Below are 26,770 nucleotides of genomic sequence, written 5' to 3'. Positions count from 1 at the left end.
GCGGTTTGCACCGCCCGGCTGTGGGTCACAACTTAAGCCAGATAACCAATGCGGGTCGGCTTCAGGTTCTCATCAAAGTCATAAATCAGCGGCGCACCATTCGGGATTTCAACGCCCATGATGTCTGCATCAGAGACATTTTCCAGATATTTGACCAGCGCCCGCAGCGAATTACCGTGGGCGGCAATCAATACGTTTTTGCCTTCGCGCAGCGACTGGGCAATGTCAGACTCCCAGTAGGGCAACACGCGTTCGACGGTGTCTTTCAGGCATTCGGTCAGCGGCACTTCGGCGCGGGTGGCACCGGCGTAGCGCGGATCGCCAAATACATCGCGGCTGTCACCGGCTTCCAGCGCAGGCGGACGTACATCATAGCTACGGCGCCAGATGCGTACTTGCTCATCACCGTGCTGCGCGGCAGTTTCGGCCTTGTTCAGGCCAGACAGCGCGCCGTAGTGACGCTCATTCAAACGCCAGTTGATCTTTACCGGAATCCACATCTGATCCATGGCGTCCTGCACATGCCACAGCGTGCGGATGGCGCGCTTGAGCACCGAGGTATACGCCACATCAAAGGTATAACCGGCGGCTTTCAGGCGTTCACCCGCACTACGCGCTTCGGCCGCGCCCTTTTCCGTGATATCCACATCCACCCAGCCGGTGAAGCGGTTTTCCAGATTCCACTGCGATTCGCCGTGGCGCACAAGTACCAGTTTGGCCATGAAATTCTCCGGTTATTGGGTAAGCGCAGCCGGTTTTCCTGTCCGGGCCGCAGGACTGCTTTTTGAGAATACTCTCAAGGATAGCAGGCGCATGGGGCGGCGCGCATTGTGCGTATTGGCATACGCCAGGATGGAACCGGCCGGGGCCACGCCTTAGTAATGCGGCGGAATTTCATCCCGCAGCGACGAACTGCGGCCGCTGTCGGCCTCCAGCGTGCGGACATTGCCCGCCAGTATCATCAGTTCTTGCTGCAAGCGGCTGATCTGCAAAGACTGTTCGGCCACGACACGGTTGAGCGCATCGAGCAGATCATCCTGCAACGCGACCTTGATTTCCAGTTCGGTAATACGGGATTCCATCGGTGCCTCCTGGGGCATTCAAGGTTTAACCGGGATAGCCTGGCCGCTCACCGCCACGGCGGTGATGGCGTTATCCGGACTGCCATCCACAAGCTTGTCCGAGTAACTGAGATAGGTCAGCGCATTGCGTTTGACGTCCACAATGCGCACCACGCGCACATGCTTGAACACCAGCGATGCGCCCTGCTTGAAGACCTCTTCCTGTTTGGGCAGCGGTTTGACGAATTTGATCTGCCCTACCTGCCGGCAGGCGACAGAAAAACGCGACGGGTCTTTGGCCAGACCCACCGCCCCACTCAATCCGCCGGTCTTGGCGCGCGAGACGTAACAGGCTACGCCATTGACGGATGGATCATCAAACGCCTCGACCACAATTTTGTGATCCGGGCCGATCCACTGGAAGGCGGTATCGACCGAGCCGATTTCTTCGGCGTGGCTCAGGGCAGCAAGCGACAGCAGGGTGACGACTATAGCGGCAGCTTTCATGGGGAGGGCTCCTTTTTTGCCAGCATAGGCATGCTGGCGTTGCCGGGGCGTGACGATGCGCAGCGGCGGGGTATGAGCGCGCGGTGCAGGATAGCAGGTTCGTTGTCTGGATGGCGGGAGGAGGGATTCGGGGTGGCGGTGTTTGCAAGCATGGACCGCTTGTCCGACCATGATCTCGTCATTCCGGCCTTGAGCCGGAATCCAGTCTGGCCGCCGCAGGTGGCCTTTGCTGGCAGATGCTACTCCGTAGCCCGGATGGAGGCCATATGGCCGGGAATCCGGGGTGGCGGGCCCGTTTAATATTGTTGTGGGTGTTAGCGCCTTGTGGCGCGGGTTTGAAAGGCGTTTGATACCGGCGGTGGCCGGAGCACGTCCCTTTCTTTGCTTCGCCAAAGAAAGGAACCAAAGAAAGGCGACCCCAGCCTGGCGGCCCTCCGGGCTGCCCTCAGTCGGTCGGGAGCCTGAGGTCTCCCTCCACTCCTTCGGCGCTGGGCTTTAATGGGGGAAGAAAGTCAAAAGCAACACCAACTGCAACACCAACTGCAACACCAACTGCAACACCAACTGCAACACCAACTGCAACACCAACTGCAACACCAAAGGCAGCTTTCCCCTTTGGGCTAGCTGACAATATAACGCCACTCAATCTCGCTAACCGCCAGGGTTCATCACTACGCCGAGCCGCTGAACGGCAGTGTTTCAGAGCTATTTCTTGCTGGCACAAATTGTAAGCAAATCAAAGATATAGCCTGGCACGTGACAATCTTCGTCACTTGGCTGACGCAGATTGTTGAAAGTGACGCAATCGGGCAGTTCCGAAACTACTACACAGGTAAGTACCGCCGGCGCGCGGACATAAAAAAACCGGCCCCGCGCATTGGGGGACCGGTCGAAGTCGCGTGCAAAGCTACTGCTTACTGCAATGTATTTCTTTTCCTTCCCCTTGCGCTGGCTACCGCTGGCCGTCTGGCCGCGCTGGTGCCCGCTTAACCCTTCACCCCGCCCGAAGTCAGGCCGTTGACCATCCATTTTTGCGAAAGCAAAAACAGTAATGTAATCGGCAGCCCTGACAAGATTGCAGCGGCGGCGAAGTCCCCCCACAGATAGTTCTGCGTGTATAGATATAACTTCGATCCCACGGCGAGCGTGAGGTTTTGTTCTTGGTGAAGCAAAACTGATGCCACCGGGTACTCGATGATCGCGCCAATGAACGACAGAAGGAAAACCACGATCAAAATCGGCACCGCCATGGGCAGCAAAACGAGGCGGAAAGTCTGGAAATGACTAGCGCCATCGACCAGTGCGGCTTCTTCGATTTCCACCGGAATGGTTTCGAAGTAACCCTTGATGGTCCAGATATGCAGCGCCACGCCGCCGGCATAGGCCAGCACCAGGCTGCCGTGGCTATCAATGCCCAGCCACGGTACGTAATTACCGATCTGGTCGAAAATGGCGTAGATGGCAATCAAGGACAGCACGGATGGGAACATCTGCATCAGAAACAGCGCGTTCAGGCCAAATTTGCGGCCGACAAACTTGAGCCGGGCAAAGGCATAGGCGCAGGTGGTGGAGAGCGTGAGCACCACGACGGCGGTCATCATGGCCACCTTGCAGGAGTTCCACAACCAGTGCAGCACAGGGAACGGCGGGTCCACCTGATGACCGAACTGGTCGATGTATGAGAAACCCAGCGCCAGCTTCCAGTGTTCCAGACTGATGTGATCCGGAATGATATTGCCCGCCGCAAAGTTGCCCGCCCGCAACGAGATCGAGATGATCATCAGGAACGGGAACAACGAGAGCGCAATGAACACGAGCAGCGCCAGATGGGTGGCAAACACCCGCCCGGTATGACTTTTATCCAGCACCATGGCCATGATGGTTTTCCTTTCGTTCGACAGCCTGGCCCATGCAGGCCTGATGTGATCCCTTGAGCGGGTCACGTGATATCCATTTAACTATGGGGCGAGGCGTGGGGTGGATTCGCGAAGCAATCCACCATTGCCAGGTGGATTGTCGCGCTGCTCCGAATCCACCCTACTCCAGGATATTTGCTACTTCCGATCCGGCGCATTCACCCGGGTCAGCTTCAAATTCAGCAAAGACAGCGCGCCCACCAGCACAAAGATCACCGTGGAGATGGCCGCCGCCAGACCAAAGTTCTGGCCGGAATCCTGGAAGGCGATGCGGTAGGTGTAACTCACCAGAATGTCCGTCGCACCGGCCGGGGTCAGGCTGTCGGCAAAGTCCGGGCCGCCTGCGGTCAACAGCGAGATCAGCACAAAGTTGTTGAAATTGAACGCAAAGCTGGCCAGCAGCAGCGGCATGATCGGCTTGGCAATCAGCGGCAGCGTAATGCGGCTAAGGTTGGTCCACGCGCCGCCACCATGAATGGCGGAGGCCTCGTACAAGTCCGACGGGATCGATTTGATCAGGCCCATCACCAGCAACATGATGTACGGATAGCCCAGCCAGGTATTCACCACCAGCAGCATGGTGCGCGCCAGCCAGGGGTTGGAGAACCACTCTGGCTTGATGCCGAACATGGCATGCAGGACGTAGTTGATCTCGCCAAAGTTCTCGTTGAACAACCCTCTGAAAATGAGGATGGAGATAAACCCCGGCACGGCGTACGGCAAAAACAGCGCGACGCGGTAAATGCCACGGAACTTGAGCGATTCCCAGGAGAGCGCAACCGCCAGCAGGAAACCCACCACAAAGGTCAGCACCACGGTGCCGGCGGCAAAACAGACGGTCCAGACAAAAATCTTCAACAGCGGGCCACGGAACTGGCTACTGGTAAACAACTGCACAAAGTTGGCCAGACCCACTTTGACCGAGAAACCCGGCGCAACTTTGTCGCCGGTGGCGGTTTCATAGAAACCGGTCTTGATGTTGGGCTTGATCACATCGCCGGTTTGCAGGTTCTTCAGCGAACCATCGGCGTTTTGCTGGTACAGCGGTGCCGCTGGGGACACCTTGGAGAAGCCGGAAATCTGGTATCTGGACACATGATCCGGCACGCTGATGCGCAGTTCTTTCAGCGCTGGCTGCAGGGCAATGACGCCACGGATGGGGATTTTCTCCCCCGCCGGTGCAGCGGTGGCCGGGGACACCTTCAGTTCAACCGGCTTGCCGGTGGGCTTGTCCAGGTTGATGGTGTCAGATACCCAGCTATGGCCGTCGGCTGCGGTCAGGAACACCCGGGCATCCGCACCAGCGGGGTAAATGGCCATATCCAGCGCATCGCCGCCGGCAGAGTACGTTTGATCGAGGAAATACTGCGTGGCGCGATCAAACGTCAGCAAATTGGTGGAGCTGTAATTGGTAAAGCCAATACTCACGGTGTAGGCCGCCGGGAACACCACAAACACCAGCGCGGCAAACACACCCGGGTACAGATAGCGCCACGCATACAGGCGTGGCGAAGCCAGCAGCCAGATCGAGGCCGCCAGAATAACGGTAAAAGTGATCGCAATCCCGGTGTGACCGGCGCGGTATACCGCCGTAATCAACCAGATGGATGCCAGTATCAGCAGCAGCCCCAGCGCGGAGCCGGCCCAGCGGGCCAGTTTGCTTTGCATTGCGGTAGTCCTTGCCGGTGGCAGCACGCCCCGGAACTTCCCAAAAAATAGAAACGTGATTGCGTAGCCCGGCTGAACGCGCCCCTTGGCGGGTGCCCCCATAATGGTACTGGTATACCAAATGGCAGCAGCAGCGGGGCAGCGAGAATCCGGGGCAGCCCCCTGGCCAACATCGCATCCCAGGATTCCCGCCCTGCCCCACTGCAACGACCATCTGAGACATCTAATGGCTTTGTGGGGGCTCCCACCAAGGGGTGTGGCCTCGGGCTACGACAATGCGCATAGCGGCACAGCGGTACTACGGGTCTGCCAGTACCGGAGCGAATCATCGCCCCGGTGCCGTCAGATTTTCTGAGGTTCCCGGCCGGTTTCATAGCGTGGCAGCGCCATCAAATCCGCCCGTCAACGTCAATACAGCCGGATCAGGCGGAGGGGTTGCCCCTCCCGCCTCACCCCTCACTGATTACTTGGCTTTGATCTTGGCAGCAGCAGCGTCCAGACCATCCTTCACGCCTTGACGGCCTTGGGTGATGTTCTGCAGCGTGGTGGCCATGGTCGACCAGAACTTGCCCATTTCCGGGTTGTTCGGCATCGGGTTACCGGCTTGCGCGCTCTTCATGGTGGCGGCAATGTTCGGATCAGCCTTCAGCTCGTTGTAGAACGCCTTGTTGGCCGGTACGCCCAGCGGCACGTCGTCGTTCATGGTCTTCAGACCCTTCACGGTCAACATGTAGTTCTCCAGGAACTCCACGGCCAGATCCTTGTTGGGGCTGGACTGAACCAGCATGGCACCCAGCACGCCCACAAACGGGGCCGAAGCCTTGCCGTTCACGGTCGGGATCGGGGCCACGCCGAAGTTGATCTTGCTCTTCTTCAGGTTTTCCCATGCCCACGGGCCGGTGATCATCATGCCGATCTTGCCCTGGTTCACGCCGGCTTCCATTTCAGCGTAGGAAGCGCTCTTGGGCATGGCACCGGTGCTGATCAGCTTCATCAGGGTGTTCATCCCGGCCACGGCACCGGCATTGTTCACGCCGACATCATTGGCATCGTAGGTGCCGTCAGCCTTGAGCTTGAACGGGTAACCACCACCAGCGGCCAGCAGCGGCCAGGTGAAGTAGGTGTTGGTGTAGTCCCACAGAATGGCCTTCTTGCCCTGACCAGACAGTTTTTTGTCCAGCGCGATCACGTCGTCAAACGACTTGGGCGGGGTCGGCACCAGGTCCTTGTTGTACACGAGGGCCACGGCTTCGATGGCGATCGGGTAGCCCCAGGTCTTGCCGCCGGAGGTCCAGGCTTTCCAGCCCAGTGGGTCGATCTCGCCCTTGACCTTGGCGCTCGGGTTGATCGGGCTCAGCAAACCAGCGGTTGCCCACTCGCCCATGCGGTCATGCGGCCAGATGAAAATATCAGGGCCCTTGCCTGCGGCAGCAGCTTGCTGGAACTTGTTGGGCGCATCTTCCGGACGCTCAACCACCACTTGTACGCCCGTGGCCTTGGTAAATTCTGCACCAATGGCCATCAGACCTTTGTACGACTTGTCGCCGTTGGTCCAGATCAACAGCTTGCCCGGCTCGCCGGCAAAGGCAGACATGGCGCCCAGCCCCATCACGGCGGCGGCCACCGAAGAAACAACAACCCGACCCAAACGACTGCTCGACATATCCATGTGACTCTCCATCAATGTATTTTCAGAGTTTTGAGAGTGAGAAAACCGCAAATCCGCCCCGGATTACAGAGTCATACCAGGCCGATTTGCAGTTGCCCCAGCCCCTGACGATTCGGGATCGCCAAGACCCTTTTGCTGGCAAGGCCTGCGCGCGCAGACAGTACGTGAGTACCGCGCATAACGCAGCCAGCGAAAGGGTATTGGTGATCCCTACTCGGCCAGGGGGTCCAGCCGGCGCAAGGCAATGCCCTGCGCATTAAAGAGATATCCATGCTGCGGCTTGAAGCCCAGTGTGACCGTTTCTCCGACCGCGACATGTTTCAGCGCCGGAATCCGCACCGCCAACGGTTGCGCACTGCCCGGGTGCTCGACATACAGCACGGACGAATCACCCAAGCGCTCCAGCACCACCACCTTGCCGCTGACGCAGTTGTCTGCCACGCCGGCCAGCAAATGTTCCGGACGCACACCCACGGTCACGGCATCGCCCACTTTGGCCGTGCTGCCATCCACGGCGACATGCACACTCTGGCCATCGGCTAGCGCCACGGTGATCAGCTCACTGGAGATGGCACTGATACTGCCCGTCATGAAGTTCATGCCGGGCGAGCCGAGGAAGCCCGCTACAAACAGATTGACCGGTTCGTAGTAAAGCTCGGTCGGTGTACCCACTTGCTCCAGACGCCCGGCCTGGAACACCACAATGCGGTCAGCCAGCGTCATGGCTTCAACCTGATCGTGCGTCACATAGATCATGGTGGCGCCCAGCTTGCGGTGCAGTTGGGCGATGTAGATCCGCATCTGTACGCGCAACGCGGCATCCAGGTTAGAGAGCGGCTCGTCAAACAAAAAGACTTCCGGCTTTTGCACAATGGCGCGGCCAATGGCGACACGCTGACGCTGACCGCCAGAGAGTTCGCGCGGCTTGCGCTCCAGCAGATGATCCAGCTGCAGCACCTTGGCCACATCCTGGACAATCGGCGTGTACTCGGCCTTTTTCATGTTGGCCAGGCGCAAACCAAACGCCATGTTTTCGAACACGCTCATGTGCGGGTAGAGGGCGTAGCTCTGGAACACCATGGCAATGCCGCGTTTGACCGGCGGTAACTCGTTCATGCGCACGCCGCCAATCTGCAGCTCGCCCTCGCTGATGTCTTCCAGACCGGAAATCGTGCGCAGCAACGTGGTCTTGCCACAGCCGGACGGGCCGACAAACACGATGAACTCGCCATCGCGGATTTCCAGATCAATGCCATGCAGCGTGGTGACATCACCAAAGCGCTTTACGATGTTTTTCAGGCTAACTGTTGCCATGCTGTCTCTCTGTGATTCGAAGCTTCATCGGCGCCCGGCCGCTGAAGCTTCTTCAAGCTCGTTGTTGCTCAATCAACCGTACCAAACCATCCGCCCCACGCACCCAGCGTGAGCGTCTTGCCCGCCAGGCTGGCACCGGTCAGGCCGTGGCCTACCAGTTCGGTGGCGGCTACCGGCAGCTCAAACGTGACGTCGGTTTCGCTCAGGTTGAATACGGCGACAAGCGTCTGGCCGTCCTGGCTACGCGTAAAGGCGAGTATCGGTTCCGCGCTTTGCAAGAAGGTGATGTCACCCGTAATCAGCGCGGGTTGGGTTTTACGCCAGTGCAGAATCCGGCGATAGGCGTTGAGCGTGGAATCACTGTTCGACTCTTGCGTATCGACCGCCAACGGCACATGCGGCGCCACTACCGGCAACCAGGTGTCAGCCTTGCTGAAACCGGCGTGCGGCGCATTGTGCTGCCACGGCATCGGCGTGCGGCAGCCATCACGGCCTTTGAATTCCGGCCACATGGTGATGCCGTATGGGTCTTGCAATTGTTCGAAGGTCAATTGCGCTTCTGGCAGGCCCAGTTCTTCGCCCTGATACAGGCAGGACGAGCCGCGCAGCGCGGTTTCCATGGCCACGATCATCGGCGCAAAGCGCGGGTGTTGCGTGTCCTTGCCCCAGCGGGTGACCACGCGCACGGAGTCATGATTGCCCGTGGTCCAGCAGCCCCAGCCATCCTTGATCTGCGCTTCCAGGTCTTGTACCTGCTTGCGAATATGCGCAGCTGAAAAATCTGCAGTCAGCAGGTTGAAGCTGTACGCCATGTTCAGCTTGTCGCCGCCATTGGTGTACTGCGCCATGATGGCAATGCTGTTGTCGTCACCCACTTCACCCACGCTCATCGCACCGTATTGATCCAGCAGCTTGCGGATACGCTGCAGGAACGCGACGTTTTCCGGCTGGGTCTTGTCGTGCAGGTGGGCTTGATAGCCGTAGGGGTTCTCCACGCTGACCGAGGCCGTATCCCGCACGGTGGCGGGCGGGTTGCTGCGCAATTGCTGGTCGTGGAAATGGTAGTTACATGCATCAAAGCGGAAACCATCCACGCCCCGTTTGAGCCAGAATTCGATCTCGCCCAGCGTGGCGTCCTGCACCGCCGGGTTGTGGAAGTTCAAATCCGGCTGGCTGGACAGAAAATTGTGCATGTAATACTGCAGGCGGCGGGTGTCCCAACGCCAGGACGGGCCACCAAAAATGGACAACCAGTTATTCGGCGGTGTGCCATCGGCTTGCGGATCAGCCCAGATGTACCAGTCGGCCTTGTCATTGGTGCGATCCTGGCGGCTAGCCTTGAACCAGGCGTGCGCATCGGACGTATGCGACAACACCTGGTCGATGATGATCTTCAGACCCAGCGAATGCGCTTTGGCCAGCAGGCGGTCAAAGTCGGCCAGGTTACCAAACAGCGGGTCCACATCGCGGTAATCAGACACGTCATAGCCAAAGTCCTTCATCGGGGACTTGAAGAACGGGCTGATCCAGACTGCGTCCACGCCCAGGCTGGCAATGTATTCCAGGTGGCCGGCAATGCCGTTCAAATCACCGACGCCGTCGCCGTTGCTGTCGGCAAAGCTGCGTGGGTACACCTGGTAAATGACGGCGCCACGCCACCACGGCGCGGCTTTCTGTTGTGCGATGGGTTGAGTCATTGTGATCTTCTGTTAAAAAGGGTCGCTGGCAAAAACGTCCTGCCAGATATTTTTGTCAGCGGCACTGGATGTTGCGTATTAACCGGCCACTACAAAAGCGGCTATGGACGTACTGGCTGAGTTATAAACCGCACCCTGCCCGTTTGCCGCTTGCGGCGGTGTCCGCAACACAATTCAAACCGGTTTGAAAACCATTGGGATGCATCTTAATCCCGCATGTGGCTGGATCGAAACCCCGGTAAATCACTTACTATAGTCAAAATCCAAACCGGTTTGAAACACCAAACCCAACAATCAAGCCGTAGTCACGACAATCGGCACTACTTGTTGCTTGCTGAAAAAAGCGTCAAACGGTGGAATGCTGTCGCTGAAAAACGTCAGCTGCGTGGCGGCTGATCGGTGTTGCCGCTCACCAGTTCAGGTTTCCACAACGCGCTGAGCGATGGGGCGCTGTGCCCGGCCAGGCGGTTCAACATCAGCTCCGCCAGCGTGCGACCCGCTTGCCGGGCGCGCGGCTGCATGACGGCACTCACGGTCATGGTATCGGCCAGCAAGGTTGGCAAGCCACCAAACACGATGATGGAGATATCCTCGCCCGGATGCAGCCCGCTTTGGCGCAATGCGCTCATCACCCCAACGGCAGAGACGTTGTTATCCACCACCACCGCCGTGGGCCGTTGTGGCATGGCCAGCAAACGATTCATGGCAGCCGCACCTTCCGCTGGCGACAGGCCACAGGAAATCATGAACTCGGGCTCGACCGCCACGCCGCCGGCATTCAGCCCCACCAGATAGCCCATACGACGCTGTGCGGCAAAGTTGAGCGACAACGGCGCACTAATCAGCGCAATGTGTTGGTGCCCCAGCGCGGTGAGGCGATCAACCGCCAGGCGCATGCCGTATTCGTTGTCATAATCGAACCAGGCATACGGTTTGGCCAGCTCGCTGCGGCCGTGGGCCACAAACGGAAAATTGCGTTCCTGCAGATATTGCAGACGCGGGTCATCGACCTGGGTCCGCGCCACAATCAAGCCATCGACCCGCCCGCCGGAGACCACGCGCTGGTAGGTTTCCAGTTCGTTTTCCTGCGCGGCAGAGACAATCACCAGATCCATGGCCGCCTCACCCAGCCGCTCTGTAATCCCGGCAATGATGTCCAGAAACACCGGATCACCCAGGTCAGACGGTTCAAACGGATAAATGATGCCGATGCTGTCCGTTTTGCCCGTAGCCAGCCGGCGCGCCACCGTGTTGGCCCGATAACCCAGGCGGGCTGCCGCTTCCACCACGCGCTCACGGGTTTCGGCGTTGACCTCGGGAAAACCGTTGAGTGCGCGGCTGACCGTAGTCGGGGACAACTGAAGATGAGCAGCAAGTTCTCTGAGATTCATGGGCCGGGTCTGATTGAGGTGTCAGCAGATTCTAGTTCAGGCGGCCCGGTTTTGGTGAGCGCCGCCTGATCGCGTTTTGACAACGATTTCAAAACGCGATTGTGCGTGACGTGGCACAAGGCCGTAATCAGGTAAACGCCGAATGAAACCAGGGGGCGGATGGCTGGTTGGGGGCGGTGCTGCCGTTTGCTGGCTGGGGCAGTGTGAGGAGACCCCTTGTGCAGGAATGGGAAGGTTTTGAAAATTCGTGAGGGCAACTTTCTGGCCTGCATCACAGCTGGATTCCCGCCTCCGCGGGAATGACGAAGTGGTGGGTGAGGTGAATCATTCTTGCGAGCAGATGGTTTGCGGGGTTGGGGTTGCTTTTGAAGTTGCTTTTGAAGTTGCTTTTGAAGTTGCTTTTGAAGTTGCTTTTGAAGTTGCTGTTGCCTTTGACATACCTCCCCTCCGGCAGCGCCGAGCATCGCAGCAAGGCGCGGGGTTTCGGCGAAGGGGTGTTTGAGGGCGTAGCCCGAGTTCCCGTAGCCAGCCGCGCCTTGCGAGAAGCGCAGGGAACCCCGAAGGGGCGCTGTCGCAGGGGTCGCCTTTTCTTTGGTTACTTTCTTTTGGCGAAGCAAAAGAAAGTAACGTGCTCCGGCCACCGCCGGTATCAAATGCCTTTCAAACCCGCGCCAAAGGCGCTAACACCCACCGCAACATTAAACAGGCCAGCTACCCCGGATTCCCGCCTCCGGCTCCATCCGGGCTACGGAGCTAACAACATTGCAAAGGTGGATTGTCGCTTCGCTCCGAATCCACCCTACACGCTACATACAAAGCAATATGAGCCAGGCACGCCACCCCGGATTCCCGCTATCGCTCCATCCGGGCTACGAAGCTGGCCCCTGCACTTACGCAACAGGAAAACCGTTTCACCCGCGCAACCACGCCTCAGCCTTCGCTTTAAGTGCTTTCTCCAGATCACTGCCGTGCGTAGCCTGAAGGTTCTCCACCGGAAACCCGCTCTTGTCCAGCAGATAAGCCAGCGCCGCGTATTCCCGTGGGTAACGGTCCAGCGTAGCCAGATCAATCTCCACCACGCCGCGCGGGAAATTGAATGTGCCCAGATCATAGATAGCGTGCCGCTGGACGATACCCCAGACGCCATCGCGCTGCTCAACCTGATCATAAAAACGCGAATAACACGTACAACCCAGCCCCAGCTTGACGTTCTCACCCAGGATCAGCGCGTTGGTTTCCACTACGGCGCGGTTGCCGTTAAAAAGGACAGTCGGTGCGGCAACCACGTGTTTGGTGCGCAGGTCAGACTTGCCCATGCGGGCAGAGGCATCAACAAAATCGCTGGCCAGACCATCAAACCAGGTGATCTCGATGCGACCATCGGCATGAAACAGACCACGCAGTTTGTCCCACTGCGCCAGGTCGCGGAACATCCAGCCGGTCATCAAATCTGCAATGGCCTGGCGATCGGCCAAACGTGCTGTATCCATGGTGAACTCCTTGTGTACTGTGGCACCGGTCGGGCACCACTTCATGCACTCATCATGGACCAGCCCCGGACAAAATAAAAATAGATTGATATGATCAATCAATCACATTTTTTGATTGATAGCCCATCATGGAACTGCGGCATTTGCGTTACTTTGTGGCGGTGGCCGAAGAAGGTCATTTTGGCCGCGCGGCGGAGCGGCTGCATATCGTGCAACCGGCGCTCAGTATGCAAATCAAGGCGCTGGAAGAAGAACTGGGCGGGCCGCTGTTTGTACGCACCAGCCGCAAGGTAACGCTGACCACCGCAGGATCGGCCCTGCTGACCGAAGCCCGCCGCACGCTAGAGCAAGCCGAACGCGCCCGGGCCGTGGTGGCGGACTCTCTCAGTGGCGATGTGGGCTCTGTACGTATCGGCTTTGCCGGCAACGCCGTATTCAGCGGCCAGCTCACCGCTGACCTGCACCGGTTCCACCGCGCCCACCCCAAGGCGCAGCTAGAGGTGGCAGAAGTGTCGCCACAACTACAAATGGCCGCGTTGCTGGAAGGCCGGATTGATATCGCCTATTGCCCGGACCATGGCGGCCTGGCCGCACCGGGGCTGGATATGGTACTGATTGGCGAATGGCCCTTGCTGGCGGCCATGGCGACCGACCACCCGCTCACCGGCCGCGTGCATATTGGTTTATCGGATATTGCCGCTGAACCGCTGATTGTCTACAGCGCGGAAGACAGCGATCACACGCTTGACGTGCTGCGCGCGGAGTTCGGGCGTGAGCCGGTCATCGCCCATCGCGCCAGCAATACGCTCAGTGTGGTGGCCCTGGCGGCAGCAGGGCTGGGTGTGGCGCTGGTGCCCGCTTCACTGGCGGATATCGCCATGCCTGGCATCACCTATCGGCACATCATGCATCCGGACCTGGCCGCCCGGTTGGTGCGCATCAACCGGCAAGATGAAACCACGGGCGCGGTGCTGGCTTATCTGGCGCTGGCCGATGCGCCAGCGGATGAACAAGATGGGGAAGAAGACTGAGCCACGCTCAGTCGAATTTGAAGCCGATGGTTTCCTCGCCGCGCCGGAACAGCACGTTGGGGCCCTGCAGGGTCAAATGCCATTCCTCGCTGGCCAACGGTTTGCGCCTTTTGAAGGCGCGCACGTTCACCACGGCCACATTGACGCCATGCTCCGGATCACGCACGGATTCATACAAGATCAGATCGACATCCCCCGCTTCGCGCGCGGCGCTGCCCAGTTCATGAGTGGGAGCATAGTTGTCTGGCTGATTCCATAGACCGGCATGATCGCTGAAGGGTGCCTTCAACAGGTCAATGGCTTTGCCTGCAACGCTGATCTGGAACAACGTACGCGCCAGGGTCACGTGGGTATCACGCAGGCCTTCTGAGGCCCGGTTGAAGCGGTGTTGCCAGTAACCGGATTCGGCCATGGCGGTCACCTTGTTGTTGGCGGCGTACAGCATACCCAGCGCGCCCGGGCGCACAAAGCGGCTGCCATTGGGCGGATGCGCCGGATAGCGGAACGGCGTCGCCAGCAGGTAATGCAGTTTGCTGGCCTCAGCCGGCAGCGGCGGCTTGTTGTCGTCCAGAATGGATTCGAGCAGCGCTTGTTCATCCGGGTCGTTATCCACCAGCGCCAGCGTGGCGACTTCCCGCTGGGTTTCGACGGAACGCCAGGGTTTGAGGGTGACTTCTGCGTTAGATACGGCCGCGCATGGAATCAAGATAAATGCCTACCTGAAACAGACCGCCCGCACCACGGCGCAGGATATCGGACGGCACACCGCCCAGATCGGTATTGGGCGAGTGCATCCAGCGGCGGATCAAATCTTCCTGCCCGCCCAGAATGCTCGAAAGTGAGCGGTACACACGGATCAGCGCCAGCGCGACATCCCACTCGGGCCGGTGGATATTGAGTTCGTACTGACCGTGGACCATGCGGCTGACACTGGCACCGGACAACCCCAAGAGGCGGCCCAGGTCAGACTGACGGAAATCCAGCTTCTCAGCCGTGCGCACCACGGCCCGGGTCACCACGGCTTCTTCTTGCGGTGTCGGTTTTTGCAGAGCGGTCATGATGGATCTCCTTTTCTACTGAAAATATACCACGATTTCTTTTCTAAAGAAAAACCCGGCCGGTCAAGCGGCAGGGCTTGTCATCGTCACACCTGCGCCTGGCACGGCGCATGATGCGAATGGGGCAGATGTAGATCGGCCTGTGGGGTGGATTGGCCCTGCAATCGGCCATGGCGACGGTGGATTGTCGCGATGCTCCGAATCCACCCTACAAAACAGCACGCAAACGATTTGGCCGTTGCCGTTGCCGTTGCCGTTGCCGTTGCCGTTGCCGTTGCCGTTGCCGTTGCTTTTGCCCTTGCCATTGCCCTTGCTTTTGACTTTCTCCCCCATTAAAGCCAAGCGCCGAAGAAGAGAGGGAGACCTTAGGCTCCCGACTGACTGAGGGAAGCCCGGAGGGCCGCCCGGCAGGGGTCGCCTTTCTTTGGTTATTTATCCTCGAAGGGGACTTTCTTTGGGGCCGCCGAGGTGGCGAAGCACCTCGGCGGCCCCAAAGAAAGTGACGTGCTCCGGGCACCCCCGGTATCAAATGCTTTTAAAACCCGCGCCGTAGGCGCTAACAAAGTGGTTCTCGCCAGGGAACGGAGCCGTCCCGGCTCCAGACTGGATTCCCGCCTCCGCGGGAATGACGAGGTAGTGGGATAGATAGCCCTTTCATCCTTGCAAGCACCGCAGCTGGATTCCGGCTCAAGGCCGGAATGACGCGGTCGTGGGATAACAGACCTCTTCATCCTTGCAAGCACCGCAGCCGGCCCGCCAGGCCAGGACAAAATCAATGCCCGCCGCCCCCCGACCCCGCGCTATTGGTAAACGGCGGCTTGGCAAACCACACCACCACCACCAGCGACAGGAAAATCACCCCCAGCAACCAGAACACTTCCTTGGTGGCGATCATGAACGCCTGCTGGCTGATCACCTGGTCTATCTGCGCATACGCCGTCTGCCCGGCAATGCCCAGGTCTTGCAGCTTGTTCAGATAGTCCGTGGTGGCCGGGCTGGCATTGGTAATGTTCTCGGTCAAACGGGCATGGCTAAAGGTCTGGCGCCGGTCCCACAAGAACACGGCAATGGCGGTCGCAAAGCTGCCGGAAATGGTCCGGAAGAAATTCGACAAGCCAGAGGCGGATGCCATCTGCCCACCCGTCAGGCCCGCCAGAATGATCTGGTTGATCGGGATAAAGAAACACGCAATGGCGATGCCCTGAGTAAACCGCGCCATGGCGATGTAGCCAAAGTTGGTTTCCAGCGTGAAGCCCGAATACCAGAACATGGTGGCGGCAAACGTGGCAAACGCGACGGACGACACCATGCGCAGGTTCAGTTTGGTGATGTTCTTGCCAATGATTGGCGACAGGAACAGCGCCAGCACCCCGCCTGGCGCAGTGGCAATACCGGCCCAGGTGGCGTTGTAACCCATCACGGTTTGTAGCCACAGCGGGAACAGCACGGTCGAGCCAAAGAAGCAGAACATCCCCAGCGACAGCACGATCACGCCAATGCGGAAGTTATGGCGCTTTAGCAGCGTCAGATCCACGATCGGGTGGTCATCGGTCAGTTCCCACGCCACAAAGTAACTGATGGCAAGCGTCGCAATGACCGCCAGGGTGACGATGAAGGTGGAGTTGAACCAGTCCAGATCGTTGCCGTTATCCAGCATCATTTGCAAGCTACCGACACCCAGCACCAGCAGAATCAGCCCGACCACATCAATCGGCTTTTTCACGGTGGGCGTTTCGCGGTGTTTCAGCAACTGCCAGGAAGCAATCCCGGCCACAATCCCGATCGGTACATTGATGTAGAAAATCCATGGCCAGCTGTACTGGTCGGTAATGAAGCCACCCAGCAGCGGACCAAAGATCGGCGCCACAATCACGGTCATGGACCACAGCGCCAGCGCCACGCCTTTTTTCTCGGGCGGGTAGTTGTTCAGCAACAGCGTTTGCGACAGCGGCACCATCGGGCCAGACACAAGGCCCTGCAAGAAGCGGAAAGCCACCAGCATGGGCAGGCTATTGGCCAGGCCGCACATGATGGACATCACCGTGAACAACAACACGGACATCGAAAAACATTTGACCTGACCAAAGCGCCCGGCCAGCCAGCCGGTCAGCGGCACGGCAATCGCCGCGGCCAGACCGTACGAACTGATGGCCCAGGTCCCCTGGTTGGCCGCCACCGCCAGATCACCGGCAATGTGCGGCACGGACACGTTCACAATGGTCGTGTCCAGAATTTCCATGAACGTGGCAAAAGACAGTGCCACGGTCATCATGCCCAGTTTGCCGCCGTGTAACGGCGCCGGGCTGGGTGCAACCGCCTGAGTACTGGCAGTCATGATTCGCCTCCAGACGGAGTTTGCCCCTCACGGCCGCAGCAGGCGGCCATGCAGAGCTATTTGATTACGGTAAGAATCCAGCGGTTTTCGCGGCTGGCCACCCGGCGCACAAACGGCAGGCGCAGTGGTTCGGGCACGAGCGCGGACAGTGCCATCAGCACCGCCAGCCCGGTCCACGAACTCACCTGCTGCCGGGCAGGCGCGTGGTGATCAGCGTTGCAGATCACTTGCCCAGGTTCTTGCGCACGATGCTGTCAGCCAGTTTGTCGGCGTCCTGCATCGGTTGAGTGAACGCTTCCGTGCTGAACAGCGGCTTGTTTTCCGGCGCGGCGGACAACACGGCGCCATCCCGGTTGTGGGTATCCACATCCACCACCATCGACAAGCCCACGCGCAGCGGGTGTTCAGCCAGGTCTTTCTTGTCCAGTTCGATCCGGACCGGTACGCGCTGCACCACCTTGATCCAGTTACCGGTGGCGTTCTGTGCCGGCAGCAGGCTGAATGCGCTACCCGTACCTGCGCCCAGACCCACCACCTTGCCGCTGTACTCCACCTTGCCGCCGTAGATATCGGCAGTCAGTTTGGCCGGCTGACCAATGCGGATATTGCGCAGTTCGGATTCCTTGAAGTTGGCATCGACCCACACTTGATCCAGCGGCACGATCGACAGCAGCGATTGCCCCGGAGTGATGCGTGCGCCCACTTGCACGCCGCGCTTGGCGACATAACCCGAAGCCGGGGCGACGATGGCGTTACGTTGCACCGACAGCCAGGCCTGTTCAAAGTTGGCGCGGGCCCGCAGCACGGTCGGGTTGTTGGGGATGTCTACGCCGTCGATCGCGGCATGTGCTGCTGCGGCTTGTTTTTCGGCTACATCCAGCGCGGCCTTGGCGTTTTCCACCGAGTCTTTGGCGTGGGACACTTCTTCGCTCGACACGGTGTGGTCCGCGGCCAGCGGTGCACGGCGGTTCAAGTCGTCCTGGGCACGGGCCAGATCGATCTTGCGTTGCGCCAGGGCGGCATCATATTGCGCGGCGTTGGCGTACTGCTGGCGCAACTGGCGCACAGAATCACCCAGTGCGGCTTCGGACTGTGCCAGTGCCACTTTGGCGTCGACCGGGTCCAGCTTGACCAGTTCTTCACCGGCTTTCACAAACTGGGTTTCATCCGCGCGGATTTCGGTCACGGTACCGCTCACCTGGCTGGTCAGCGTCACCAGGTTGCCGCCGACGTAGGCGTTGTCGGTTTCTTCACGTTGCGACAGCACGGTCGCGTAATAGATGCCATAGCCAATGCCTGCCAGCACAAATACGGTGGTCAGGATCGCCATGACCGGCTTGCGGCGCTTTTGCTGCTCTGCCGGTTGGGCTGCGTTGGTTTCGGTGGTCATTTAAACGTATCTCCGGATTCCTGGCGGCTAACAAAATGCCGCTGGCTGCGTTCGCACGCCTTGCCAGCGAGATTTTGTTAGCCGCCTTTGGTTTTTTCATCAAGCCGGTTTGCTACCAGCTGCATCTCATTAATCGAATCAGTCGCGAATCAGTTGCGAATCATTTGGCTTGGGCCACCGTATCGGCCGGCGCTTCGTAGCCACCACCCAAAGCGTGGGTCAGGCCAATTTCCGCAGCCAACTGGCGGTTTTTCAGGATCAGCAGTTGTTCCTGGATCAACAACACCGGCAATTGCGCGCGCAGTACCGAACCTTGATCGGTCAGGCCGTTCTGCATGCGGCGTTGCTGGTTGTCCCGCACCGCTTCAGTCGCACGCAGATAAGCCGTCATCGCTTTTTCCTGATCCGACAGACCTTGCAGGGCGATCCCTTGATTGGCGACGTCCTGGACTGCGTTCACCAGCGCCTGGTTGTACTGGGCAATGATCACGTCACGCTGGGCGCGATCGCCTTGCAAACCCGCCGACAACCGACCGTTATCAAAGATCGGGAAGCTGATCCCTGGCGTGATACCCATGGTGCGGGTGCCGCGCTTGAGGAAGTCATCCAGGCTGATACTGGAAAAACCAATGAACGCCGAGATATTGATGTCCGGGTAGAACGCGGCCTTGTCGGCATCCGTGCGCTTCACACTGGCTTCCACACGCCAGCGGGCGGCTTGCAGATCCGGGCGACGCGACAACAGGTTCAAACCCAGGTCCGTCGGCACGCCACCGGCCGTGGTGGGCAGCGGTACGGCTTTCAGTTGATCGATACTGGCGACATCACCGGTGGCGCCCACCAGGGCACGCAGCGCCTCACGGTCTTTGCGCTCACTGGTACGCAGCTGGGCAATCACGCTGTCCTGGTTGGCCACGTCACCGCGCGCGCTGCGCTGGACGGCATCGGTATCCAGACCGCTTTGTACGCGGCGGGCGGCGATCTGGTGCAGATGATCCTGCACATCACGCTGTTGCTCGACAATCTGGATGCGGGCTTGATCGGCCTGCCAGTCAAAATAAGCCTGGGCCACAGCGGCGGTCAGTTGCTGTTCTGCGGCGGCGTAATCGGCTTGCGCAGCGGCGGTTTCGCCCAGCGCGGAAGCAATCTCGGCCTTGTGCTTGCCCCACCAGTCAAAATCGTAGGAGGCGTTGATCATTGGCTCTGTATCGGTAATCCAGTTACCTGCCAGTGGCGGCGGGTAGATCCCGTACTTGGAGGTCAGCTCACGCGTCGCACGGATGCTGGCATCCACATTCAGGCCATCGGCGGCACGCGCCTGGCTAACGGTGGTCTGCGCCAATGCTACACGGCTTTGCGCGACGGCCAGCGACGGCGAGCCCTTGAGGGCGGCATCAACCAGGGCATTCAGTTGATCATCGTGATAACGCGTCCACCAGCGGGCGGCGGGCCAGCCTTCCTGTGCCAGCTTGAGCTGGGTGGAAAGTTGCGCCGCAGCGGCGTCACGCATCTGCACAGTCGGGTGGTCATCGGGAATGCTGGCGCAACCTGCCAGCAGAACCAATATGCCAAATGCAAGCTTTTGTTTCATGGCGTTATAATCAAAAGTTAAATTATTTGAGCAAAAAAAAGTGGCCGCTATCAATCAACCACTCTCTCGGAATCTGTCAGTGACCAGATCGGTCAGGCAAAACCAGCCAGCAATTTTTTCAGGATCGTTTCCAGCTGGTCGCACTCGTCGCCGCTGAGCACCTGGAATGCCACAAAGGCATAGTCCTGGATTTTGGGTAGCAACTCTTTCACCAGTTCGTCCCCATGCGGGGCAAGGTAAAGATCAATGCGGCGGCGATCTTCAGGATTGGGTTCGCGTGACAGCAGCTCTTTGGCGACCAGTTCATCGCAAATGCGGGTGACATTGGCGCGAGATTCGCCCGTGGCTTCGGCCAGGTCTGACGGATTGAGCGGCTTGCCTTGCGAACTCACCAGCATGATCAGCGCCAGAAAACTGATGCGGTTCAGGCCGTATTCACGCAGCACCTGATTCATGCGCGAATTAAATCCGCCGGCCACGTGCTGCAGCAGCATTTTAAGCAAGACCGCCTGACGGTTGCTGCCGGGTACACGAGCGCAAACACGGTCGATGCGGTTTTCGATATCCGAGAAACTCGGGATATCTGTCTGATCATGGATTTCGTTCATGAATAAATAGTAAATAGTTGTACTATTTTTGGCAAGAAATATTTGAACCGGCCAAGCACTTTGTGGTCAGCAAGTCGGCAACCCGTGTCTGCAAGGCGGGGATGACCCCGGTTTCAAACCACGGATTACGCTTTAACCACAACTGGTTACGCGGGCTGGGATGGGGTAGCGGGAAGGTACGCGGGGCGTAGTCCCGCCAGGCCAGTACGGTGGCCGTCAGATCGGCCTTGCGGGTATCGCCCAGACAATACGCCTGCGCATACTGACCAATCGCAAGGATCAGTTTCACGTTAATAAGCAAAGGTAGCAATTGCGGATGCCACAAGCTGCGGCATTCCGGTCGGGGCGGCAGATCGCCAGACTTGCCCCTGCCCGGATAACAAAACCCCATCGGTACAATGGCAAACTGCGCCGGATCATAAAACGTCGCCTCGTCGACACCCAGCCATTGCCGCAAACGTCGCCCGGAAGCGTCAGACCACGGCACACCACTGGCATGGACTTTGGCGCCCGGCGCCTGCCCGACAATCAGAATCGGCGCGCGTGCATCTGCCACCACAACAGGGCGTGGGCCCAGCGGTAAATCGGTACACGCGTGGCAAGCACGTATTTCAACCAGCAGGTTTTCCAGGGAGATCATGGCAATTTGAGATCAGGCAGCGCACAAAGCGTAGTGTAATGGCACTTTCGATCTGCCCGCTGGCGCGTTAAAGTTGCGGACATGAAACTGGCAATCGATCGCATTCTCCAATCTCAGGGCTTCGGCACCCGCAAAGGCTGCCGCGAGCTGGTTACCGACGGTGATGTCTCCATCAACGGCGAGGTCATCGACAACTGGCGCACCGTGGTGGAAACGGACGGCCTGGTGATCACCTTGTTCGGCGAGGAAGACTGGCCCTACCACGCGCAGGTGTACGCCGCGCTCAACAAGCCCTCCAACTACGAGTGCTCCCGCAAACCCAGCCATCACCCCGGCATTCTGACCTTGCTGCCTGAGCCCTTGCGCTGGCGTGATGTACAACCGGTGGGCCGGCTGGATCATGACACCACCGGCTTGATTCTGCTGTCGGACGATGGCGCGTTTATCCACGCCCAATCCCACCCGCGCCATCACCAACCCAAAACCTATATGGCTACACTGGCCGAACCCGCCACCCAGGCGCTGGCCGATGAACTCGTCCGTGGCGTGCAGCTGCATGACGAGCCTGCGCCCATTGCCGCACTGTCCGCAAAACTGCTGGACCCAACGCATCTTGAGATCATGCTCGACCAGGGCAAATATCATCAGGTCAAACGCATGCTGGCCGCAGCCGGCAACCATTGTGCGGCGCTGACCCGCGTGGCGATTGGCGGCTTGACGCTGGCCTCGCTCAATCTGGCCGAAGGCGAATGGTGTTATCTCAGCGCCGACCAGATCACCGCCCTCAACAGCGAACCCGCCTGAACCAGACCATGAAATATCTGGACATCACCGCCGGGCCAGAGGCTTTGCGGCAATTACAGACGGATGGCTTCAAAGCTGATCTGTTTTCGCACCTGGGCGCAGCGGCAGGCGGCCCCAAATGGCAGGTGCTGGCGCGGCTGGATCGCGTATTGTTTGGCGAGTGGCTGCCCCAGCGGACACGTCCCTTGCACGCCGTTGGCGCGTCCATTGGCGCATGGCGCCTGGCGGCTGTCGCCGTGGCAGACCCGCTGGCCGGTCTGGACCGGCTGGAAGAAGCGTACCTGGCCCAGCGCTACAGCCTGAAACCCACGCCACAAGAAGTCACCCGCGTCGTACGCCAGATCATGGACGCCATGCTGGGAGACGACGGTGTAGCCCAGATTCTGGCTAACCCGCGCATGCATCTTTCCATACTGACCGCACGCGGCCTTGCCGGCGTGGACGGCTCAGGCAGCGGCCGCGACAAACTGGCGCTGGCCCGCGCAGTGCTGGCCAATGCGCGTGGCCGTCGCCACATGGCGGACTTCTTCCAGCGCGTGATTTTTCATACCGGCCAGACACCAATGCGCTTTATTGACGATGGTTTTGGCGATACCGCTGTCGCGCTCAATCAAGGCAACTTTGCCGACGCCTTGCTGGCCAGTGGCGCCATTCCGGGCGTGCTGGAAACCGTGAGTGATATTCCCGGCGCACCGGCCGGCGCGTATCTGGATGGCGGGCTGATCGATTACCACATGGATCTGGCGCTGCACGAGCCGGCCGGTCTGTTGCTGCTACCGCACTTCTCGCACCGGGTCACCACCGGCTGGCTGGATCAGTTTTTACCGTGGCGCAAACCCCGTTACATGCAACGCACCCTGCTGCTGACCCCCACAGCCGAATTCCTGCAGTTGCTGCCCAATGGCCGCGTGCCCAGTCGCAAAGACTTTGCACGCTACGCCGGGCGGGATGCCGAACGCGAACGGGACTGGAAAAAGGCCATCGATCTGGGGCAGCACCTGGCGGACGACTTTGCCACGTTCATGCACAGCAAAGAACCGCTGCAGTTGGTGCGGCCCCTGCCGGGCTGAAACGCGCTCCGGCCCGATTTCTTCCTTTTTAAGACACAACAGCCGCGTTCAGCCTGCTTGCCATACACCAGTGGCATAATGCGGGCATTGTTCACATCTCACCCCTTTTGAGCGCGCCATGGCCATTCTGATTAGCGGTTCCGTTGCCTACGACACCATCATGGTGTTCCAGGACCAATTCAAGAACCACTTGCTACCCGACCAGCTGCATATCATTTCCATCTCTTTCCTGGTGCCGGAAATGCGCAAGGAACTGGGCGGTTGTGCCGGCAATATCGCCTACACGCTCAAAGGTCTGGGCGGCGATCCGTTGATTGTCGGCACGGTCGGCAGTGACTTTGGCCCGTATGCGGCACGGCTGGATCAGCAAGGTATCTCGCGCGCCGGCATCAAAGAATTGTCGGAACACTTCACCGCACAATGTTTTGTCACCACAGACCTGGATGACAACCAGATCGCCGCCTTCCACCCGGGTGCGATGAATTTCTCGCACTTCATCAACACCAAAGACATCGGCGTGCCGGTAGAACTGGGCATTGTCGGGCCGGATGGCAAGCTGGGCATGCAGGCGCGCTGCCGCCAACTGGCCGAGGCCGGCGTCCCGTTCATTTTCGATCCGGGCCAGGGCATGCCGCTGTTCTCGGGCGAAGAACTGCTGGAAATGACCGAACAGGCCGACTACCTGACGTTGAACGATTACGAAGCCGAAGTCATGGCACGCAAGAGCGGGGTCTCCATTGCAGACCTGGCCAGGAAAGTGAAGGCGCTGATCGTGACCTACGGCGGCGAGGGCTCGGAAATCTACGCTGATGGCGAAATCCACCGTATTCCGGTGGTCAAGGCTGAAGCGGTGGTTGATCCCACCGGTTGTGGCGACGCATTCCGCGCCGGCCTGCTGTATGGCATCAGCCAGGGTTGGGACTGGCCGAGCACCGGCCGCCTGGCTTCTTTGCTGGGCGCGCTCAAAATTGCGCGCCGCGGCGCGCAGAACCACCAAGTGGTGCTGGCCGATATCAAAGCGCAATATGAGAAGGAGTTTGGTCAGCGCTGGCCGGGTTAAGCCATCGGATACTTCTCATCAAGGCAAAACTTGATTACAAGAATCCGGTTTGACCTGGGTTAAAACCCAACGGTCTGAACACGCCTAAGCTCGTGCGCTTTGCCACCCGGCGGAGCGCACCATGCGTGTTCCTCATCTTGTTTGCCCGGCAGGTAGCCTGCCCGCGCTGAAAAAAGCCGTCGATCATGGCGCAGATGCTGTGTATGTCGGCTTCAAAGACCCCACCAACGCCCGCAATTTTGCCGGGCTCAATTTCACCGATCCGCAACTGGCTGAAGGCGTGGCCTATGCTCACCGCCACGGCCGCGAGGTGCTGGTCGCCATCAACACGTACCCGCAAGCCGGTCAGACCGGGCACTGGCACCGCGCGGTAGACCGTGCGGCAGAACTGGGCGCCGATGCAGTCATCATGGCCGACCCCGGCCTCCTGGCCTACGCCGCCCGCACCTGGCCGCAACTGCGCCGGCATCTGTCCGTACAAGGCTCTGCCACCAATGCCGATGCCATCAACCTGGCGCATGAATGTTTTGGCATTTCCCGCGTGGTGCTGCCACGCGTGCTGACGCTGCCCCAGGTGGAATACGTCGCCGCACATACACCGGTCGAGATTGAAGTCTTTGGCTTTGGCAGCCTGTGCGTCATGGCGGAAGGCCGCTGCGCATTGTCGTCCTGGGCTACGGGCGAATCTCCCAATACCCACGGCGTTTGCTCCCCCGCCACCCATGTGCGCTGGGATCAGCAAGGCGACACGCTCTATGCCCGCCTCAACGGCCTGTTGATTGATCGTTTTGGCAAGGACGAGCCTGCCGGTTATCCCACCTTGTGCAAGGGCCGCTTTGATGTCGCCGGCGATACGTATTACGCACTGGAAGAACCCACCAGCCTTAATACGTTATCCATCTTGCCGGAGCTGATGCGCATGGGCATCGCCGCCATCAAGGTCGAAGGCCGCCAGCGCAGCCCGACCTACACCGCGCAAGTCACCCGCGTATTGCGCGCGGCCATTGATGCCGCCAGCCAGGAACGCTACAGCGTGCGCCCGGAATGGCAAAGCCAGCTGACCGCGATTTCCGAAGGGCACCAGCAAACGCTGGGTGCTTATCACCGTCCATGGCGTTGAGCCGGAGGTCATCATGAAACTCACACTCGGTCCCTTGCTGTACTACTGGCCTCGCCAGCAGGTGCTGGATTTTTACGAAGCTGCGGCCACCTGGCCAGTCGATACCATTTACCTGGGCGAAGTGGTCTGTGCACGGCGGCATGAACTACGCACAGCAGACTGGATTGCCCTGGCGCAGCAATTGAAAACGGCGGGCAAAAATGTCGTACTCAGTTCGCAAGCGCTGCTGGAGTCTGCCGGCGACCTGATCAGCCTGCGCAAACTGGCCGAAGCGGGTTTTGCGCTGGAAGCCAACGACATGGGTGCAGTACGCATTGCCCGCGATGCCGGCGCCCCCATCATTGCCGGGCCGCATCTGAATATCTACAACGGTGCCACGCTGGATTGGTACGCCAGCATGGGGGCTATTGGCTGGGTGCCCGCACTGGAAATGTCCGGCGCGGCGCTGCGGCAGTTGCTGGCCGAACGCCAATGCACTATCCAGACCGAGGTCTTTGGTCACGGTCACGCCCCGCTGGCGTTTTCCGCCCGTTGTTTTACCGCCCGCCATTTCGACCTGAACAAGGATGCCTGCGAGTTCCGCTGCATTGAGCATCCGGACGGCCTGCCGGTCAACACGCGGGAAGGCCAGCCGTTCTTGCGCATCAACGGCATCCAGACACAATCGGCCACCTGTCAGAGCTTGTGGAATGACCTGCCAGAGCTGGCCGCCAGCGGCGTCGACGCGGTACGCATTAGCCCGCAAGCGCAATACACGCAAGAATGGGTCGCCGCCTGGGCGGCCGCGCTGGCCGGCACCGCCACGCCACCGGACGTGGCCACCTGGCAGCCGGAGGGGATTTCCAACGGTTACTGGCACGGTAAAGCCGGGCTGGCCCACATCGTGGGGAGCAGCACATGATCCGTTTCTTCAGCACCCTCCCCGCCAAAACGTTGCCGCGCTTGCCGGAAGCCCCGCCCGCCCGCATTGCCGCTTTTGTACTCAACCGGCTCGCGCCACGGCTATGGCAAGACGAAGACTTTGCCTGGTTGGCGGGCCGTGCCATCCGCATTGCGCTGGTCGAACCGGCCATCGGCATCACGCTGGGGCATGACGGCCGGCACTTTGTACCGATGCAGCAGGCGGCCGATGTCACGCTGCGCGCAGGCTGGCAAGACTTCCTGGCCATGATCCGGCAAGAGGCAGACCCGGACACGCTGTTTTTCCAGCGCCGTTTGCAAATTGACGGGGACACCGAACTGGGGCTGCATCTGAAAAACTGGCTGGATGCGACAGACTGGGATGCGTTGCGCAGCGTATTACCCGGCCCGGCAGCGCATTGGCTCAGCCCGCGCGCCTGATACCAGGCC

Annotated in this window: 25 protein-coding genes; 7 read left to right on the top strand and 18 right to left on the bottom strand. The window is 59.6% G+C overall.

Annotated elements, in window-relative coordinates:
* Positions 1-32: 32 nt before the first annotated feature.
* From gpmA to HNQ50_RS15285, 10 genes are all read right to left on the bottom strand, one after another.
* On the bottom strand, positions 33-722 hold the full coding sequence (gene gpmA, locus HNQ50_RS15330) for a 2,3-diphosphoglycerate-dependent phosphoglycerate mutase (protein WP_184102071.1): 690 nt from the start codon (positions 720-722) through the stop codon (positions 33-35).
* 153 nt (positions 723-875) lie between these two features.
* The gene (locus HNQ50_RS15325) at positions 876-1,082 is read right to left on the bottom strand and encodes a SlyX family protein (protein ID WP_184102070.1); all 207 of its coding nucleotides are present in this window, start codon (positions 1,080-1,082) and stop codon (positions 876-878) included.
* Between the two features lie 18 nt (positions 1,083-1,100).
* Entirely contained in the window at positions 1,101-1,568 is a 468-nt protein-coding gene (locus tag HNQ50_RS15320) for a CreA family protein (protein ID WP_184102069.1), read from the bottom strand.
* Between the two features lie 986 nt (positions 1,569-2,554).
* Positions 2,555-3,445, bottom strand: coding sequence for a maltose ABC transporter permease MalG (gene malG / locus HNQ50_RS15315; protein ID WP_184102068.1), 891 nt, complete (start codon positions 3,443-3,445; stop codon positions 2,555-2,557).
* A gap of 177 nt (positions 3,446-3,622) precedes the next feature.
* Complete coding sequence (gene malF, locus HNQ50_RS15310; RefSeq protein ID WP_184102067.1) at positions 3,623-5,152, bottom strand: maltose ABC transporter permease MalF; 1,530 nt, start codon at positions 5,150-5,152, stop codon at positions 3,623-3,625.
* Between the two features lie 463 nt (positions 5,153-5,615).
* Positions 5,616-6,821 (bottom strand): maltose/maltodextrin ABC transporter substrate-binding protein MalE, encoded by a 1,206-nt coding sequence (malE, locus tag HNQ50_RS15305; RefSeq protein WP_184102066.1) that lies wholly within the window; start codon positions 6,819-6,821, stop codon positions 5,616-5,618.
* A 210-nt stretch (positions 6,822-7,031) separates the two neighbouring features.
* The gene (locus HNQ50_RS15300; protein WP_184102065.1) at positions 7,032-8,135 is read right to left on the bottom strand and encodes an ABC transporter ATP-binding protein; all 1,104 of its coding nucleotides are present in this window, start codon (positions 8,133-8,135) and stop codon (positions 7,032-7,034) included.
* Positions 8,136-8,203: 68 nt separating this feature from the next.
* Positions 8,204-9,832: an alpha-glucosidase family protein gene (locus HNQ50_RS15295; RefSeq protein WP_184102064.1), complete on the bottom strand. Its 1,629-nt coding sequence runs from the start codon at positions 9,830-9,832 to the stop codon at positions 8,204-8,206.
* 377 nt (positions 9,833-10,209) lie between these two features.
* A complete protein-coding gene (locus HNQ50_RS15290) occupies positions 10,210-11,223 on the bottom strand; it encodes a substrate-binding domain-containing protein (RefSeq protein WP_184102063.1) in 1,014 nt (337 codons plus the stop codon).
* 911 nt (positions 11,224-12,134) lie between these two features.
* Positions 12,135-12,713, bottom strand: a complete 579-nt coding sequence (locus HNQ50_RS15285; RefSeq protein ID WP_184102062.1) for a nuclear transport factor 2 family protein — start codon at positions 12,711-12,713, stop codon at positions 12,135-12,137.
* Positions 12,714-12,841: 128 nt separating this feature from the next.
* On the opposite strand from HNQ50_RS15285, the gene HNQ50_RS15280 reads away from it, so the two are divergent.
* Positions 12,842-13,744, top strand: coding sequence for a LysR substrate-binding domain-containing protein (locus HNQ50_RS15280; RefSeq protein WP_184102061.1), 903 nt, complete (start codon positions 12,842-12,844; stop codon positions 13,742-13,744).
* A 7-nt stretch (positions 13,745-13,751) separates the two neighbouring features.
* Here the strand turns inward: HNQ50_RS15280 and HNQ50_RS15275 are convergent, their stop codons facing one another.
* The 8 genes from HNQ50_RS15275 to HNQ50_RS15240 form a co-directional block, all read right to left on the bottom strand.
* Entirely contained in the window at positions 13,752-14,450 is a 699-nt protein-coding gene (locus HNQ50_RS15275; RefSeq protein ID WP_184102060.1) for an RES family NAD+ phosphorylase, read from the bottom strand.
* Positions 14,425-14,802, bottom strand: coding sequence for an antitoxin Xre/MbcA/ParS toxin-binding domain-containing protein (locus HNQ50_RS15270; protein WP_184102059.1), 378 nt, complete (start codon positions 14,800-14,802; stop codon positions 14,425-14,427). Before HNQ50_RS15270 ends, HNQ50_RS15275 begins: the two co-directional genes overlap by 26 nt.
* A gap of 772 nt (positions 14,803-15,574) precedes the next feature.
* Entirely contained in the window at positions 15,575-17,137 is a 1,563-nt protein-coding gene (locus HNQ50_RS15265; RefSeq protein ID WP_184102058.1) for a DHA2 family efflux MFS transporter permease subunit, read from the bottom strand.
* A gap of 56 nt (positions 17,138-17,193) precedes the next feature.
* Positions 17,194-17,364, bottom strand: coding sequence for a hypothetical protein (locus HNQ50_RS15260; protein WP_184102057.1), 171 nt, complete (start codon positions 17,362-17,364; stop codon positions 17,194-17,196).
* Complete coding sequence (locus HNQ50_RS15255; protein ID WP_184102056.1) at positions 17,361-18,527, bottom strand: HlyD family secretion protein; 1,167 nt, start codon at positions 18,525-18,527, stop codon at positions 17,361-17,363. The genes HNQ50_RS15260 and HNQ50_RS15255 overlap by 4 nt, the downstream gene beginning before the upstream one ends.
* 160 nt (positions 18,528-18,687) lie before the next feature.
* A complete protein-coding gene (locus HNQ50_RS15250; RefSeq protein ID WP_184102055.1) occupies positions 18,688-20,118 on the bottom strand; it encodes an efflux transporter outer membrane subunit in 1,431 nt (476 codons plus the stop codon).
* A 92-nt stretch (positions 20,119-20,210) separates the two neighbouring features.
* A complete protein-coding gene (locus HNQ50_RS15245) occupies positions 20,211-20,726 on the bottom strand; it encodes a MarR family transcriptional regulator (protein WP_184102054.1) in 516 nt (171 codons plus the stop codon).
* A gap of 22 nt (positions 20,727-20,748) precedes the next feature.
* Positions 20,749-21,366, bottom strand: coding sequence for a uracil-DNA glycosylase family protein (locus HNQ50_RS15240; RefSeq protein WP_184102053.1), 618 nt, complete (start codon positions 21,364-21,366; stop codon positions 20,749-20,751).
* Positions 21,367-21,447: 81 nt separating this feature from the next.
* On the opposite strand from HNQ50_RS15240, the gene HNQ50_RS15235 reads away from it, so the two are divergent.
* From HNQ50_RS15235 to ubiT, 6 genes are all read left to right on the top strand, one after another.
* Entirely contained in the window at positions 21,448-22,170 is a 723-nt protein-coding gene (locus HNQ50_RS15235; RefSeq protein ID WP_184102052.1) for a pseudouridine synthase, read from the top strand.
* 8 nt (positions 22,171-22,178) lie between these two features.
* On the top strand, positions 22,179-23,240 hold the full coding sequence (locus HNQ50_RS15230; protein ID WP_184102051.1) for a patatin-like phospholipase family protein: 1,062 nt from the start codon (positions 22,179-22,181) through the stop codon (positions 23,238-23,240).
* A 118-nt stretch (positions 23,241-23,358) separates the two neighbouring features.
* Positions 23,359-24,300: a carbohydrate kinase family protein gene (locus tag HNQ50_RS15225; RefSeq protein ID WP_184102050.1), complete on the top strand. Its 942-nt coding sequence runs from the start codon at positions 23,359-23,361 to the stop codon at positions 24,298-24,300.
* Positions 24,301-24,421: 121 nt separating this feature from the next.
* The gene (gene ubiU / locus HNQ50_RS15220; protein WP_184102049.1) at positions 24,422-25,420 is read left to right on the top strand and encodes a ubiquinone anaerobic biosynthesis protein UbiU; all 999 of its coding nucleotides are present in this window, start codon (positions 24,422-24,424) and stop codon (positions 25,418-25,420) included.
* 13 nt (positions 25,421-25,433) lie between these two features.
* Positions 25,434-26,321, top strand: a complete 888-nt coding sequence (locus tag HNQ50_RS15215; protein ID WP_184102048.1) for a U32 family peptidase — start codon at positions 25,434-25,436, stop codon at positions 26,319-26,321.
* Positions 26,318-26,761, top strand: coding sequence for a ubiquinone anaerobic biosynthesis accessory factor UbiT (ubiT, locus tag HNQ50_RS15210; protein WP_184102047.1), 444 nt, complete (start codon positions 26,318-26,320; stop codon positions 26,759-26,761). Before HNQ50_RS15215 ends, ubiT begins: the two co-directional genes overlap by 4 nt.
* The last annotated feature ends 9 nt before the right edge of the window (positions 26,762-26,770 follow it).

This window comes from Silvimonas terrae (assembly GCF_014202765.1).
Classification (GTDB): domain Bacteria; phylum Pseudomonadota; class Gammaproteobacteria; order Burkholderiales; family Chitinibacteraceae; genus Silvimonas; species Silvimonas terrae.
This window is presented reverse-complemented; position numbering and strand designations above follow the sequence as displayed.

What these genes read in the sequence shown, in the direction of transcription:
- gpmA (WP_184102071.1), bottom strand. Translation starts at nt 722, where the DNA reads ATGGCCAAACTGGTACTTGTGCGCCACGGCGAATCGCAGTGGAATCTG.
- HNQ50_RS15325 (WP_184102070.1), bottom strand. Translation starts at nt 1,082, where the DNA reads ATGGAATCCCGTATTACCGAACTGGAAATCAAGGTCGCGTTGCAGGAT.
- HNQ50_RS15320 (WP_184102069.1), bottom strand. Translation starts at nt 1,568, where the DNA reads ATGAAAGCTGCCGCTATAGTCGTCACCCTGCTGTCGCTTGCTGCCCTG.
- malG (WP_184102068.1), bottom strand. Translation starts at nt 3,445, where the DNA reads ATGGCCATGGTGCTGGATAAAAGTCATACCGGGCGGGTGTTTGCCACC.
- malF (WP_184102067.1), bottom strand. Translation starts at nt 5,152, where the DNA reads ATGCAAAGCAAACTGGCCCGCTGGGCCGGCTCCGCGCTGGGGCTGCTG.
- malE (WP_184102066.1), bottom strand. Translation starts at nt 6,821, where the DNA reads ATGGATATGTCGAGCAGTCGTTTGGGTCGGGTTGTTGTTTCTTCGGTG.
- HNQ50_RS15300 (WP_184102065.1), bottom strand. Translation starts at nt 8,135, where the DNA reads ATGGCAACAGTTAGCCTGAAAAACATCGTAAAGCGCTTTGGTGATGTC.
- HNQ50_RS15295 (WP_184102064.1), bottom strand. Translation starts at nt 9,832, where the DNA reads ATGACTCAACCCATCGCACAACAGAAAGCCGCGCCGTGGTGGCGTGGC.
- HNQ50_RS15290 (WP_184102063.1), bottom strand. Translation starts at nt 11,223, where the DNA reads ATGAATCTCAGAGAACTTGCTGCTCATCTTCAGTTGTCCCCGACTACG.
- HNQ50_RS15285 (WP_184102062.1), bottom strand. Translation starts at nt 12,713, where the DNA reads ATGGATACAGCACGTTTGGCCGATCGCCAGGCCATTGCAGATTTGATG.
- HNQ50_RS15280 (WP_184102061.1), top strand. Translation starts at nt 12,842, where the DNA reads ATGGAACTGCGGCATTTGCGTTACTTTGTGGCGGTGGCCGAAGAAGGT.
- HNQ50_RS15270 (WP_184102059.1), bottom strand. Translation starts at nt 14,802, where the DNA reads ATGACCGCTCTGCAAAAACCGACACCGCAAGAAGAAGCCGTGGTGACC.
- HNQ50_RS15265 (WP_184102058.1), bottom strand. Translation starts at nt 17,137, where the DNA reads ATGACTGCCAGTACTCAGGCGGTTGCACCCAGCCCGGCGCCGTTACAC.
- HNQ50_RS15255 (WP_184102056.1), bottom strand. Translation starts at nt 18,527, where the DNA reads ATGACCACCGAAACCAACGCAGCCCAACCGGCAGAGCAGCAAAAGCGC.
- HNQ50_RS15250 (WP_184102055.1), bottom strand. Translation starts at nt 20,118, where the DNA reads ATGAAACAAAAGCTTGCATTTGGCATATTGGTTCTGCTGGCAGGTTGC.
- HNQ50_RS15245 (WP_184102054.1), bottom strand. Translation starts at nt 20,726, where the DNA reads ATGAACGAAATCCATGATCAGACAGATATCCCGAGTTTCTCGGATATC.
- HNQ50_RS15240 (WP_184102053.1), bottom strand. Translation starts at nt 21,366, where the DNA reads ATGATCTCCCTGGAAAACCTGCTGGTTGAAATACGTGCTTGCCACGCG.
- HNQ50_RS15235 (WP_184102052.1), top strand. Translation starts at nt 21,448, where the DNA reads ATGAAACTGGCAATCGATCGCATTCTCCAATCTCAGGGCTTCGGCACC.
- HNQ50_RS15230 (WP_184102051.1), top strand. Translation starts at nt 22,179, where the DNA reads ATGAAATATCTGGACATCACCGCCGGGCCAGAGGCTTTGCGGCAATTA.
- HNQ50_RS15225 (WP_184102050.1), top strand. Translation starts at nt 23,359, where the DNA reads ATGGCCATTCTGATTAGCGGTTCCGTTGCCTACGACACCATCATGGTG.
- ubiU (WP_184102049.1), top strand. Translation starts at nt 24,422, where the DNA reads ATGCGTGTTCCTCATCTTGTTTGCCCGGCAGGTAGCCTGCCCGCGCTG.
- HNQ50_RS15215 (WP_184102048.1), top strand. Translation starts at nt 25,434, where the DNA reads ATGAAACTCACACTCGGTCCCTTGCTGTACTACTGGCCTCGCCAGCAG.
- ubiT (WP_184102047.1), top strand. Translation starts at nt 26,318, where the DNA reads ATGATCCGTTTCTTCAGCACCCTCCCCGCCAAAACGTTGCCGCGCTTG.